At 39.7% G+C, this 13708-nt stretch carries 14 protein-coding genes and 1 riboswitch; of the genes, 1 reads left to right on the top strand and 13 read right to left on the bottom strand.

Translation table 11 applies throughout. From position 1 onward, the window contains the following. Window position 1 precedes the first annotated feature (1 nt). From BQ4305_RS11750 to BQ4305_RS11735, 4 genes are all read right to left on the bottom strand, one after another. Entirely contained in the window at window positions 2–526 is a 525-nt protein-coding gene (locus BQ4305_RS11750) for a helical membrane plugin domain-containing protein (RefSeq protein ID WP_110927955.1), read from the bottom strand. Continuing rightward, window positions 501–3482, bottom strand: a complete 2982-nt coding sequence (gene fdhF, locus BQ4305_RS11745) for a formate dehydrogenase subunit alpha (protein ID WP_110927954.1) — start codon at window positions 3480–3482, stop codon at window positions 501–503. Before fdhF ends, BQ4305_RS11750 begins: the two co-directional genes overlap by 26 nt. 241 nt (window positions 3483–3723) lie before the next feature. After that, window positions 3724–4068: a hypothetical protein gene (locus tag BQ4305_RS11740; RefSeq protein WP_110926290.1), complete on the bottom strand. Its 345-nt coding sequence runs from the start codon at window positions 4066–4068 to the stop codon at window positions 3724–3726. An 86-nt stretch (window positions 4069–4154) separates the two neighbouring features. After that, window positions 4155–5198 (bottom strand): IS1595 family transposase, encoded by a 1044-nt coding sequence (locus tag BQ4305_RS11735; RefSeq protein ID WP_110926371.1) that lies wholly within the window; start codon window positions 5196–5198, stop codon window positions 4155–4157. 259 nt (window positions 5199–5457) lie between these two features. On the opposite strand from BQ4305_RS11735, the gene BQ4305_RS11730 reads away from it, so the two are divergent. After that, entirely contained in the window at window positions 5458–5676 is a 219-nt protein-coding gene (locus tag BQ4305_RS11730) for a PCI domain-containing protein (protein WP_110927953.1), read from the top strand. Window positions 5677–5990: 314 nt separating this feature from the next. Here the strand turns inward: BQ4305_RS11730 and BQ4305_RS11725 are convergent, their stop codons facing one another. The 9 genes from BQ4305_RS11725 to pdxS form a co-directional block, all read right to left on the bottom strand. After that, window positions 5991–6599, bottom strand: coding sequence for an NAD(P)-binding protein (locus BQ4305_RS11725; RefSeq protein ID WP_110927952.1), 609 nt, complete (start codon window positions 6597–6599; stop codon window positions 5991–5993). Next, window positions 6580–7341 (bottom strand): sirohydrochlorin chelatase, encoded by a 762-nt coding sequence (locus tag BQ4305_RS11720; RefSeq protein ID WP_110927951.1) that lies wholly within the window; start codon window positions 7339–7341, stop codon window positions 6580–6582. The genes BQ4305_RS11725 and BQ4305_RS11720 overlap by 20 nt, the downstream gene beginning before the upstream one ends. 1 nt (window position 7342) lies before the next feature. Beyond that, a complete protein-coding gene (gene cobA, locus BQ4305_RS11715) occupies window positions 7343–8119 on the bottom strand; it encodes a uroporphyrinogen-III C-methyltransferase (RefSeq protein ID WP_110927950.1) in 777 nt (258 codons plus the stop codon). A gap of 160 nt (window positions 8120–8279) precedes the next feature. Continuing rightward, window positions 8280–8879: an adenylyl-sulfate kinase gene (gene cysC / locus BQ4305_RS11710; RefSeq protein WP_110927949.1), complete on the bottom strand. Its 600-nt coding sequence runs from the start codon at window positions 8877–8879 to the stop codon at window positions 8280–8282. A 41-nt stretch (window positions 8880–8920) separates the two neighbouring features. Then, window positions 8921–10069 (bottom strand): sulfate adenylyltransferase, encoded by a 1149-nt coding sequence (sat, locus tag BQ4305_RS11705; protein ID WP_110927948.1) that lies wholly within the window; start codon window positions 10067–10069, stop codon window positions 8921–8923. 29 nt (window positions 10070–10098) lie between these two features. Then, window positions 10099–10815 (bottom strand): phosphoadenylyl-sulfate reductase, encoded by a 717-nt coding sequence (locus BQ4305_RS11700; protein ID WP_110927947.1) that lies wholly within the window; start codon window positions 10813–10815, stop codon window positions 10099–10101. Between the two features lie 183 nt (window positions 10816–10998). Continuing rightward, a riboswitch (SAM riboswitch) is annotated at window positions 10999–11106 on the bottom strand. A gap of 91 nt (window positions 11107–11197) precedes the next feature. Continuing rightward, a complete protein-coding gene (ssuE, locus tag BQ4305_RS11695) occupies window positions 11198–11728 on the bottom strand; it encodes an NADPH-dependent FMN reductase (RefSeq protein WP_110927946.1) in 531 nt (176 codons plus the stop codon). 435 nt (window positions 11729–12163) lie between these two features. Then, a complete protein-coding gene (gene pdxT, locus BQ4305_RS11690; RefSeq protein WP_110927945.1) occupies window positions 12164–12754 on the bottom strand; it encodes a pyridoxal 5'-phosphate synthase glutaminase subunit PdxT in 591 nt (196 codons plus the stop codon). Between the two features lie 2 nt (window positions 12755–12756). Next, the gene (gene pdxS, locus BQ4305_RS11685) at window positions 12757–13644 is read right to left on the bottom strand and encodes a pyridoxal 5'-phosphate synthase lyase subunit PdxS (RefSeq protein ID WP_110927944.1); all 888 of its coding nucleotides are present in this window, start codon (window positions 13642–13644) and stop codon (window positions 12757–12759) included. Between the last annotated feature and the right edge of the window lie 64 nt (window positions 13645–13708).

The following is a 13708-nucleotide window of genomic DNA, read 5'->3' as shown; positions in this document are numbered from 1 at the left end:
TCTATTTTCCAGTTGGATTCCCCTCCTTATGATGATCGTTTTCTTTACTCTCCATGAAAACTTCTCCCATTCCTTCTAAAAAGTGAGTCATCACTGCAAGAGACTGTCTGACCTCTGGAGAGCGCATACTGCTTCCCAGTTTCCATAAGCTTGTTTTTTCATTTTCCTTTATGCCTGATGAAGCCTTTTCAAGCCCGCGGCCTACCCCGGCCATTACAGCTGCAAGTTGATCAGGCGGAATGGAACCAACGAATTTAAACGCATTCATACCATTTTTAATGGTATTATGCATGGCAGGCTGATTGAGCTGTTCGATAGCAATAGATCCGATATCGAGACGGTTTGCCAAAAAACCATTGATTGCTTTCCATACCCCGACATCTTGCAATTGGTTTACAATTTCAATCAGTGTTGTAATTGCATCCCTGTTATCGGCTAAAGTGCTCAGCATCTCATGTATCGTTTTCTCTTTCAGCTCTTCCTCTGTAGGAAATATACGATTAATTTGCTTGATTGCTTTCGCCAAATTCTTCACCTCCTAATTGAAATAAATCCTGAATGGAGATAAAGTCATCCCGCTGCCATTTTTCTTCGACTCTGACACTGATCTGCGGCATCCGATTTCCAAATCGATGGTTTACTTTTGGCAGCGGCGATTCTCCTTTGTCCTCAAGCACTTCCATTTTAACTTCCATTTCTTTATAGCTTGGTGTATGAGTAATCTTGTCATGATAGCTGCTGGTCAGGCGATTAACCATTTCATGGTCTTCACGCGAGTTCATTGTCAAATACAGTTCATTGCCGATGACTCGGTCTGTCACAACCGCTCTTACTTTAACTTGTCCATAAGGAGATGTTAACCGAACTAACGCCCCGTCTTCTATTCCCCTTTCTTCAGCAACCTCAGGCGATACTTCGAGCCAAGGATGCGGAACTTTATGAGAAATCCCTTTCGAACGATAGGTCAAGTTTCCTTCATGAAAATGCTCAAGCAATCGGCCGTTATTTAAATGAAGATCAAATTCTTCTCCCGCATGAACTGGTTCAGTCCAATCAACCGGTGACAGTCTCGCTTTTCCATCAGGAAAACCAAACTTCTCTTTATATAGAAGCGGTGTATCAACACCGTCTTTGGAAACTGGCCATACCTGACTGTTGAATCCTTCCAGTCTGTCATAGCTTACTCCTGCAAAAATCGGAGTTAATCTTGCTACCTCTTCCATAATTTCTCCTGGATGTTTATAATCCCAATCAGCTCCAAGCCGGTTTGCGATCTCTTGGAAAATCATCCAATCGGGCTTGCTTTCTCCTACAGGCTCAAAAACTTGGTATATGCGCTGAATTCTCCGCTCTGTATTTGTAAATGTCCCATCCTTTTCTAGGCTTGGCGCAGCTGGCAAAATAACGTCTGCAAATTGGGCCGTTTTGCTGAAAAATACATCCTGAACAACAAAGAAATCCAGTTTTTCCAATTGATTGTCAACGAAATTAATGTTTGAGTCAACAATCGCCATATCTTCACCAAATAAATAGAGGGCTTTTAATTGGCCATTCTTAATCCCTTCCACCATTTGATGGTTATCATATCCTGGTTCTGCTGGCAGTGTTACTCCCCAATCCTTTTCATATCGAGCTCTTGCTTCATCATCCTGTATAGGCTGATACCCAGGAAGCCATGCCGGCATTGTTCCAAAATCACAGGCTCCTTGTACATTGTTATGGCCCCTAAGCGGATAAGCCCCCGTGCCGGTACGTCCATAATTCCCTGTAATCAAAAGCAAATTGGAAATTGCCGCACTCGTATCGGTTGCTCCGCTGTGCTGAGTAATTCCCATGGCCCAAAGAGCACATACAGAATTTGCTTCATGAATCATTGTCGCTAATTGAATAAGCTCTTCTTTAGACATGCCAGTAGCCTTTTCAGCATAATCGAGCGTAAATTTATCAAGGGACTTTTTATATTCCTCCATCCCTGACACACGGGACATCAAAAATTCTTTGTCCTCCCAGCCCTGGTCCAAAATATACTTTGTAACAGCAGACAGCCAGATGATATCTGTGCTTGGTTTTGGCCGAATAAACAAATCAGCGCGTTCAGCCAGTTCATTTTCCCTTAAATCAACGACAATCAGTTTCTGCCCATGAAGTTTATGCGCCCGCTTTACTCTTGTTGCAAGTACGGGATGGGATTCTGCCGGGTTTGCACCAATGGTGATAACCAGTTCTGCCGCTTCAATATCTTTAATCGTTCCAGAATCTCCTCCGATGCCGACCGTTCTCTGCAGACCTGCTGTAGCCGGAGATTGACAGTAACGGGAACAGTTATCGACATTATTGGTTCCCATGACAGCACGGGCTAATTTTTGGAAAAGATAGTTTTCCTCGTTTGTACATTTGGAGGAAGCAATATAGCCAATGGAATCAGGACCATGGGTATCTTTTATTTCTGTAAGCTTTGAAGCAATTAATTCTAATGCTTCTTCCCATGTAGCTTCTTCAAACTCTTCACCTTTACGAATGAGCGGTTTTGTAAGCCGTTCTTCACTGTTAACGAAATCCCAGCCCCACTTACCTTTGACACAAGTGGAAATACCGTTAACAGGAGAATGTTCCTGAGGTTCAATTTTTAAAATATGACGATCTTTCGTCCAAACCTCAAAGCTGCATCCTACCCCGCAGTATGTACAGACTGTTTTTGTCCGTTTTATGCGCGCTTTCCTCATCGCAGCTTCCACTTCTGAGATGACAAAAATCTCTTTATATCCCGGTTCTATTTCCTTCGTCAAATCAATCATTGGTTCCAACAGTTTAGGAGGAATGGAAGTTATATATCCAGCTTCTCCTAACATAGATTTTTCCATTAATGCATTACATGGACAGACGGTTACACAATGTCCGCATGATACACAGGATGATTGGTCAATTGGAACATCATTATCCCAAATGACACGCGGCACTTCACGGCTCCAGTCAATGGACAGCGTCTCGTTTACTTGAAGATCCTGACAGGCTTCCACACATCTGCCACACAAAATGCATTGATCCGGCTCATACCGATAAAACGGATGAGTTTGATCCTGCGGATAAGGCTTAGCTTCAAAAGCATAGGCCTGATGCTCTATTTCCAGATACTCTGCCGTGTTATGAACCACGCAGTTCCCGTTATTGTTATCACACACGGTGCAGTATAGTTCATGATTCTTTAAAATCCTTGACATAGCTTCATATTGGGCATCTTTAACCGGTTTGGAAAGGGTATCTACTTTCATTCCGGGTTCTGCCTTTGTTGCACATGCACGGACCATCTGGCCATTTGCATTTACAAAACAGGTATCACACGTTTGGATTGTTCCAAGATTCGGATGATAACAAACACTTGGTATATACGAATCATTCGATTGAGCTATTTCCAAGATTGTCTGTCCTGGAACTGCCGTAAATTCATGGCCGTTAATTTCTACAGTAAACGCAGTCTCTTTCATTTATGTTGCCTCCCTCGTTCCAGTAATTAATTCAGTTGGTATGATCATAGGCAGTAATAGGATAACCAATAGGGTGTACTCACAAACAAACTTCTATTCAGCTTTTAATGAAAGGCTCTGTTAAAGGTTATTGTTGTTTATATGAAAAAGTCAGAACCTCCGCACATTGGAAGGTCTGATTTTAATAATGTCTTCTTCAACGAAAGACCATAGTTAGTACAACAGATAACATAAAATATTTTTACCTCATAATTATGACTATTAGAAATAAAATAAGCAAAGGTATAGAAACACTTCTTACTTTGTTTTTCTTCCATATATTCATCGCTATGATAATCCCCGCAATAATCATTAAGGGAATTCCCAGTAACCTCAGCACGTTTAAAGTCAATAAATTTCCTAAAGAAGCAAGAAAATAACCTGTTGCCAAGAAACCAAAAGTGAAAATAAAACGTGCAGAACTAAAATCTTTTTTCACATCATTTTTATCCTCTTTACTCATTTTCAGATAGGCTATAAGCATCATAATTGTAGGTGTTCCCCACATAATTAGGAAAGTTACGAGTGAGTCAATGTTTATGTTCAAATAATCCCTCCCTCAAAAAAATTTAATGAGAAATTCAATCATTTTATTCAACTATTCTGCGTCGTTAGTTGAATAAGTATCAGTATTTATACGGCGAATTTAGTTAATCTGAGTGTATCATATGTTTCCATATTTTGTATCAAATTCCCTCTAATAATCAAGTCTTTCATCGTGACTTCATTTCTTTGATGTTGAATGGTTTCTAATACTTGGAACCAAGCGAGGTAATTGTTTAAATATTTTGTGGCAACTCCGTTAAAACGTTGCATCCACCCTTTAAGTCTTCGGTGGTAATTATTAACGTTCTGAATGTGATAAAGTCCCTTTGTACGAACTTTACCATCGGACTTGAATTGATATATATCCATACCCTTTTCATCGGCATATGTTTTGAATGCACGCCAAGAATCTGTGCATAATATGTTTCTATTAGAAAGTTTATGCCCAATAGCTTTGTCTAATTGGTTTTTCGTTATTCTACCCATTCCTAAAATCTCTGAAAAAGTGGTCTTATCTCTGTCCCTCGCAACCAATACACATACTTGTTCTTTACTTATTCCTCGCTTCTTTGCAGAGCCTCCACGCTTACGAGGTTTCCGACCTTTAATTTTTCTTTGTCCTTTTTCAGAATACAGGAAATAGGTCTCGTCCATTTCAACGATACCTTCGAATTTTGATATTTCAATTTGTTTTAATGAGGACAATAGTTTGTGTCTCCAATAAAATAGTGTGACGTGAGTTATGTTCCCAATTAAATCAGCAGACTTACGAAGAGAGTAACCTTCTATCATACATTCAACAAATTTAATCCACTGGTTAAGGTGACGAGTTCGATAAAGCACTGTATTTGTGAGGTCGGTAAATGTTTTTTTACAAGCCTTACAGCGATAGCGTTGCTTTTTAACTTCTTCACCATCAACGATTGTTGTGTAGTTACCGAAACGTACAATATGTTCCGATTCACAGTCTGGACATTGATAACCATTCTTATTTTTACGTTCAGATATTTCGTGAAGAACGGTTCCAGTCGAACTTGATGCAGTCAGTGCATCGATTAAATATTCACGTAATCGATGTTTCTCTGCTGGATTTAGTTTTTGAATAGCTTTAAGAATTTCAGTCGCTCTCACAATCATCACCAACTCTAATATAGTTAACTTAATTTTAGAACATTTGTTCCTATAAATCAATTTTCAACAACTAACTTTAACAGAGCCTAATGAAAAGATATAGCTTAAACGATTTAACTTAATGACTCCGGCATATGAATTAGTCATTGCTTTCGAAAAAATTTGTGAGGTTTGCTCAGGATGCATAGTTTTATCGAGTTTTGGATACCCTTTTAACGAATCAGATAATAAAAAAATGGGATAGAAGGAGGAACAGGAAATGGAGAAGGAAACATTTTATCAAAGAGTTCGGCAAATGATTATTTCTTCGACAAAAAAACCAAAATATACTTCAATTTCCCCAGTGAAGACTGCCGATCTTTTAGGCATGGATAAGGAAGTAGCTGAACGTTTTTTAGAGGACTTCGTAAAAGAAGGCCGGCTTCAGAAAAAGACTTTACCTGAACCGCCTCACAATATAATCTATCTATTGCCTTAACTGCTTCTCTTCAGCACTTATTTTGAAGGCAAAGGTGAATAATATAATATAGTAAACTGTAATTTTGGAGTTTTCGAATGGCTTGAGGACTTTCATACCCTATTAGCTATTCAGAAAATTAAAGTTTTATGTACTGATGGGATTAAAAGACTCTTGAGGGAACAGCTGAGGCGGGGCGAGAGACTGCTGCTTCACTTACTTCTCGGAAAAAGAGCCCTTAAAGTGACATACAGCCTAATCACAAAACATCCAATTTCTCTGTGAGAAATTGGATGTTTTGTACAGTATCTTTTTATAACAATTGACTAGTTTCGTTACTTTCTTTTTATAAGCCTGGCTAAAAAACGGCTGCGCTCTTTCAAGGAATCTTTATACTTGGGCAAAAGCGATTCTTGGAAAAGCAGTCTTTTTTCCTGTTTTCCTATTTCTATTTTCTTTATAAGCATTCTGGACTCCATTAAAAATTCCAAATACTCTTCATAGGAATCATCAAATTGTTCGCTCAGCTCATTACGGATTTTTTTTGCAAGCAAAGGGCTTGCTCCTTGCGTGGAAACACTGATCGATAACTTCCCGCGTTTTAGAGTCGCAGGAATATGAAAATTAGAAAGCTCCTGATCACTGACACTATTCACAAGCCGATGCTCATGCAGGCTGTCAAAGATTCGCCGATTAATCTCAGGCTGATCGGTTGCTGCTATAACAAGAAAAGCATTGTCATAATCAAGGTCTTCCACTTCCCTTTCGACCAACTGTACGCTGCCGGTCTGATTCAGATCTTTCAGTTCTGGACAGATTAAAGGACTAATCACAGTGACATTAGCCCCCGCTTCAACCAATGGCTTCGTTTTATAAAAAGCGATTTTACCGCCGCCAACAACGATGCATTCCCGATTTTCTATCTTAAGCGTTATTGGATACACGCTCACTCACCCCGTTCAATTCAGAGAGACGATCGTGAAGAACTGATTCAATTTTAGGATGATAACCTAAATAGGAACAAAGAATAAACTGTTTTTCACTCGATTTTGAAAACTGATCAATCGTCTTTTGCATTGATTTCATCAAGATGCCTGTAAAAAGTAAATAGGGAAGAACAAAAATCTTTTCTTCCTTTTCCGACTGTGACTGCTGTAACGCAGCTTCAAAGGAAGGCTCTGCAGCCGTAAGATAGCAGTCTTGCACTTTGATTCCTTGAAGACGGTCTTCCAACAAATCTCCGATTTCACGCAGATCCCTTTTCACATCAGGATCACTGCTTCCTCTGCCAACAAGCAGAATCTTACTGTCGTCTGATATTTTTTCTTTACTCTCCTGAATCTTCTCTGTCAGAATATCCACCATAAAAGGATGAACTCCGATCGGCCTTCCATAGCAAAGCTCAATATTAGGGTGCTTTTGATGAATACGGGTCAGTTCTTCAGGAATGTCATGTTTCGCATGAGCAGCTGTCAGTAAAAGAATCGGAAGCGCAAAAATTCTTGTCGCTCCCTGCTCGATGCAGGATTGGAATGCTTCTTCTATTGTAGGCTGGGACAATTCCAGAAAACATGTTTCCTGAATGGCGGCTTCTTCCCTTTGTTTGCATCTGTTTATGAATTCCTCTGCCTGCTTTACGGCTTCAGGAACGCGGCTTCCATGGCAAATATATAAAATAGCATCCATTTTAAAGGCTCTCCTGTGCCAATAGCTGTTCAGCATATAAAGGCTCAAACCAGCTGAGATCTTCTCTTAAACTGACCACATCGCCAATCAGAATCATTGAGGGATTTTTTATTCCTTCTTTTTCAGCCGTTTCAACTAAACCGCCAAGCGTGCTGACGACAGTCCTTTGATCATTCAAAGTGCCCCAGTGAATAAGAGCGGCTGGTGTTTCTGGATTTTTCCCGTATTTTAAAAGCTCCTGACGAATATAAGGCAGATTTTTGACCCCCATATATATGGCAAGAGTATCAATTCCCTTTGCCAGTGCTTCCCACTTAATCGTATCTTCTTTTCCATGTTTATTATGGCCGGTCACGATAGCAAAAGAAGAACTGTATTCTCTATGGGTAACCGGAATTCCTGCATAGGCCGGTGCTGCGATACCGGCAGTAATTCCCGGCACCACTTCAAACGGAACCTGATTGGCTGCAAGGATCTGCGCTTCTTCTCCGCCGCGCCCAAAAACGAACGGGTCTCCTCCTTTTAAACGAGTGACCGTATACCCTTTTTTTGCATATTTGACAAGCAAACGATTGATTGTCTCTTGCTGAAGAAGATGAAAATCAGGCAATTTCCCACAGTTAATTAATTCCACACCCGCTTTTGCATAATTAAGCAATTCTTTATTAACAAGTCGGTCATATAAAATGACATCTGCTTCCTGAATGCACTTCATTCCCTTTACCGTAATTAAATCTGGATCCCCGGGTCCGGCTCCAACGATATATACTTTTGCCATCTGCAACCGCCTTTCCCTTGTAGAGCTATTTCATTTAAACGCTGACACCTCTTTCTATGTACCGCCGATACATGAAAGATTCTAAAATGACAGAATACTTTCTTCTATTAAATACTGTGATTGCAGCCGCGTCAAGCTGTGATTGGTCTAACACCAGTATTTAAATAATATTTTGTGATTTTAAATAGTCAATAATTTGTTTGACACATTCCTCGACATTAAATTTATCACTTTCTATGACTAACTCAGGAGCATTCGGTTCTTCATAAGGAGAAGAAATACCAGTAAAATCTTTAATAATTCCTTCTCTGGCCTTTTTATACAGCCCTTTAGGGTCTCTTTTTTCACATTGATCAAGAGAGCACTTTACATAGACTTCAATGAATTCTCCTTCTTCTAATAACCCTCGGACAATCTCTCTGTCCTGTCTGAAGGGAGAAATGAAAGCTGTCAAAACGATTTGGCCGCTGTCAACAAACAGCTTGGATACTTCCCCGATCCGTCTGATATTCTCAGTTCGGTCTTCTTCTGAGAAACCCAGGTCTTTATTTAGACCATGGCGAATGTTATCGCCATCTAAAACAAAATTGCGAATATTTTGATCGAACAATTCTTTAGCAGCTGCATTTGCAATAGTAGATTTCCCAGAACCTGAAAGACCCGTAAACCAGATGACCGCGCTTTTATGACCATTTTGGCGCTGTCTTTCTTCTTTTGTTAATGAGGCATCATGCCAGACAATATTCGTACTTTTCTCCATTCCAGTTCCCTCCAGCCTATTCCATAAAGATATTTTTGATCTTAATTATGAACGTGAGTTTCTTTCATACCTTCAATCAGTACTTCAACGACTTCTTTTCGGCTGAATGTAGCAGGAGGAACTTCCCCGTTACGAAGCATTTCCCTTACCTTTGTACCAGAAAGAATCACGTGATCTTCTTTACCGTGCGGGCATGTTTTCGTTGAAGCCATATTGCCGCATTTTTCACAATAAAAGCTATGTTCAAAAAATAACAAAGTTATGCCTAATTCGTCGGCAGTAAATTGATCGAAAATTCTTTGGGCATCATATGTGCCATAATAGTTGCCAACTCCAGCATGATCCCGGCCGACAATAAAGTGGGTACAGCCATAATTCTTTCTGACCATTGCATGGAAAATAGCTTCACGCGGCCCTGCATAGCGCATAGCTGCAGGGAAAACAGCCAAAAATACCCGGTCTTGAGGATAATAGTTTTTCAAAAGAACTTTATAACTCTTCATGCGGACATCTGCAGAAATATCATCTGACTTAGTTGCCCCGACAAGAGGGTTTAAAAATAATCCATCCACAATTTCCAGTGCACTTTTTTGAATATACTCATGGGCTCGGTGAACAGGATTTCTTGTTTGGAAGCCGACAACCTTCTTCCAGCCCTTTTCTTCAAATGATATACGCGTTTCGGAAGGATCTAAATAATACTCAGCAAATTGATCGCGGGAAATACGTTTAGTTAAAGTGATTTTTCCGCCAACATAGATATCTCCGCGCTCCATCATTTTTTTAACGCCCGGATGCTCTGTATCATCTGTCCGATAGACCAGCTTTGCTTCTTCCTTTTTGTCTGGACGGAAGATATCAGAAATTTCGATTGTGCCATATGTCACTCCGCTAAAGTTTAGCTTTACCTGATCTCCCTTTTGAAGTTCATTGGCTTTTTCTTCATTTACTGGAAGTGTGATTGGTATACTCCACACATGCCCGTCTTTCAGTCTGATATTCTGAACAACTGAACGATAATCTTCTTCTGTTAAGAACCCTTCAATCGGACTGTAAGCACCTGTTCCGATTAATTCAAGGTCACTCAGTGAGATTTCATCCAATTCAATGGATTTATTAATACTTTGAATTTCTAATTCCGGATTATATCTGTTAACCAATTTTCCACCGTGGGGTATACTTAATGACATTTACATTTCCTCCTCATATGACAAGTAAATTAAGATAAGTGCAGTCCGCATTCTGTCTTCTGCGCACCTTTCCATCTGCCTGAACGAAGATCATCCGGGTTAATGGCCTGAGCTGTACATGGCCGGCACCCAATGCTTGGATAGCCGTTGTCATGCAGCACATTGTAATCCAGCTGTTGCTTATGTGCATATCTCCACACATCTTTCCATGTCCAATGGATCAATGGGCAGATTTTGATAGATTTGAATTTTGCATCTAAATTGATGTAATTTGTTAATGCTCTTGTTTCAGATTGTTCTCTTCGCAAACCGGATAGCCAGGCAGTCGCTCCGGACAGAGACTCATTTAACGGAGTAACCTTTCTGATTGAGCAGCAAAGATTGGGATCCTTAGCCCATAATTCCTCACCATGCACTGCAGCCTGCTCTTCTAATGACATGTCAGGTTTTTTCATTTCAATATTCAGGCCTGGATATCTCTGTTTAATTTTCTCAATGAGCTGGTAGGTTTCTTCAAAATGAAGACCCGTATCCAGAAATACGATTTTTGCATGCGGATTTACTTTTGCCAATAAATCCGTCAGAACAATCCCTTCTATTCCGAAGCTGCATGCATAGACAAGTTCATCTTGATAGTGCGCGTTTGCCCATTCAAGAACTTCTAATGCCCCTTTTGTTTCACTCTCTTCCGGAAAAGCAGGCAGCTTGCTTTTCTCAAAATTCTCAAAAGTAATTAAGTCAGTCATCTAAATCCCCCTCTTATGACTAAGCCTTATGATGGCTTCTAACTTAGGATCTTTCCGCTTCTATGAATTTTCAGTGAACTCTTTTTAGAAGCATACTAAGCAGGAGCTGTTTTTGTTACAGATATGTTGATGTAAAAATAAAAATCTTTCCAATTTGGAAAGATTTTTAGAGGTATCAGTTCTACCTTATCTTCCAAAATGAAGTACATTTTGTTGGACGTAGCACCTTGCATAAAATGGCAGGTTGCCGGACATCGTGGGGCCAATTCCCTCAGTCACTCTTGATAAGTTCAATTATTTAAAATGTTATCATAAATCCCGACAATGTCAATATGTTTTATAAGCATTGGCGGTTATTAAAGTGAGATTATATCTATGAGGATTACTTTATTTCTGCTGATTCAGTCAATTCATTAATCTGACCTTGTATTCTTTCTATTAATGCCTGGTCTGTAACAGGATTCTCCGGAAGCTCTCTGTTAATTTCCTGGTCAACAAAATATAATCCCTGCAGCGGCTGTCCTTTTAAAATAGCAATCAAAGGTTTAAAAGAATAATCAATAGCTAATAAGTGTCGGTGCGTACCGCCGACCATAACAGGGAGAACTGTCTTGTTTTTCAGTGCGCCTTCAGGCAGCAAATCCATAAGAGCCTTTAAAACGCCTGTATAGGAAGCTTTGTATACAGGTGATCCAATTATGACACCATCCGATTCTGCAAAGTCTTTAGCTAAACGAATGACATGCTCACTGTCCCACTTTGCTCCAAAAAGATCCTCTGAAGAAAAATCATTCACCGAATAAAAAATAACAGAATGTCCGTCATTTTTTAAAAGGGACGAAAAATGTTTTAATAAAAGATCGATTCTTGATTGCTTGGAAGGACTTCCGGATAAAATAACAAACTGGCTCATTTCTTTACACTCCTTGTATTCAAACTAGAATAAACCGCCTGGAACAATAGAATTTAGTATTAGGAAGAACACGGCAGCGATAAACTTGGGAATTCACGGTAACTCTATAAAAATAAAGTATTAACTGATTGTTTGATATCTTAACAATTTATATATATTTTAGATAAAATCAATCTAATTCAGTTCTAATTTATACATTCTATTGTCTGTTCTTCACTGAATTCATATGTTCATCTTATCTTTAAATCTGACTTCAGGTCAATGGCGCCTTCAAACCGCTTATTACGTGAATTCCCTTCTGCCTTTCTTCCGTTTTCTGCTGCCGGGGCTCTTAGTTTCCATAAAAAAACTGCACCCAATCATTTGATTTGCAGTCAACGATTCGGGTACAGTACTTTGAGTAATATCGATTTCTTAAAAAATGTCTGTTTTTTATTACTTTACCTTAAAAAGTTCTTTTTCTTTTATCATATCGAGGAAAAATGACAGCAATTTATAATCTTCTGTCAGCTCAGGATGAAAGGAGGTTACCAAGATATTTCCTTGTTTTGCTGCTACAATCTGTCCCTCGTATTCTGCCAGAATTTCTACCTCATCAGAAGCATGTTCAACAAGAGGAGCCCTGATAAAAACAGCAGGAACGCTTTCTTTAATACCTTTCAGACTCAGCATAGTTTCAAAGCTTTCCTTCTGTCTTCCGAATGCATTCCTTTTTACTGTAATATCAATCAGGCTTAAATGTCCCTCTTCACTGTCCGATAAATTTTTGGCAAGCAGCACCATGCCGGCACATGTGCCAAAAATCGGTTTTTCGGAATCCGCAAACTTTCTGATTGGTTCCATAAATCCATATCTGTCCATTAATTTACGAACTGTCGTACTTTCCCCGCCAGGCAAAATTAAACCATCGATTTCATTGAGCTGTTCGGCATGCTTGATTTCAATAGGAGATGCCCCCAGCTTCTTAATTTGTTTCATATGCTCTGTTACAGCACCTTGAAGACTTAAAACTCCGATTTTCAGCATGTTTACCAGCCTCTTTCCTGCATGCGTTCTGAGGCATCAATTTTAGCAATATCGATTCCTTTCATCGCAGATCCCAGCTCCTTGGACAAACGTCCGATTAAATCATAATCTGTGTAATATGTTGTGGCCTGAACAATGGCAGATGCAAATTTTTCAGGATTATCTGATTTGAAAATACCTGAACCTACGAATACTCCGTCTGCTCCTAATTCCATCATGAGCGCAGCGTCTGCCGGTGTCGCGATGCCTCCAGCAGCAAAATTAACAACAGGCAATTTTCCTTCTCTTTTAATCTCTTTTAAGATTTCATAAGGAGCGCCAAGATTCTTTGCTTCAGTCATTAATTCATCATCACTCATAACAGAGACTTTGCGGATTTGAGACTGGACTTTGCGCATGTGGCGAACAGCTTCAACAACATTGCCAGTTCCAGGCTCCCCTTTTGTACGAAGCATTGATGCACCTTCTCCAATTCTCCGTGCCGCTTCTCCTAAATCTCTGCAGCCGCATACGAATGGGACTGTAAATTCACTTTTTAAAAGATGAAATTCTTCATCAGCAGGAGTCAGCACTTCACTTTCGTCTAAATAATCTACACCCATGGCTTCAAGCACTCTTGCTTCAACAATATGCCCAATCCTGGCCTTTGCCATTACTGGTATTGTTACGGCATTCATTACCTCTTCTACAATTCTGGGATCAGCCATTCTGGCTACTCCGCCAGCTGCTCTGATATCAGACGGCACCCTTTCCAACGCCATGACAGCAACAGCACCGGATGCCTCTGCTATCCTTGCTTGTTCTGCATTGATGACATCCATAATAACGCCGCCTTTTTGCATTTGAGCCATACCTCTTTTGACTGTTTCAGTTCCTAATAATTTACTCATTTCCTTACCCCTCCATTTGCAATTTTTTGATTTATTCAATAATATAAATTAAGTGACTGGTTTA

This window comes from Bacillus massiliglaciei (assembly GCF_900098925.1).
In the GTDB taxonomy this organism is placed as follows: domain Bacteria; phylum Bacillota; class Bacilli; order Bacillales; family DSM-1321; genus Peribacillus; species Peribacillus massiliglaciei.
Note: the sequence above shows the minus strand (reverse complement) of the source record. Positions and strands in the feature narration are given on the sequence as shown.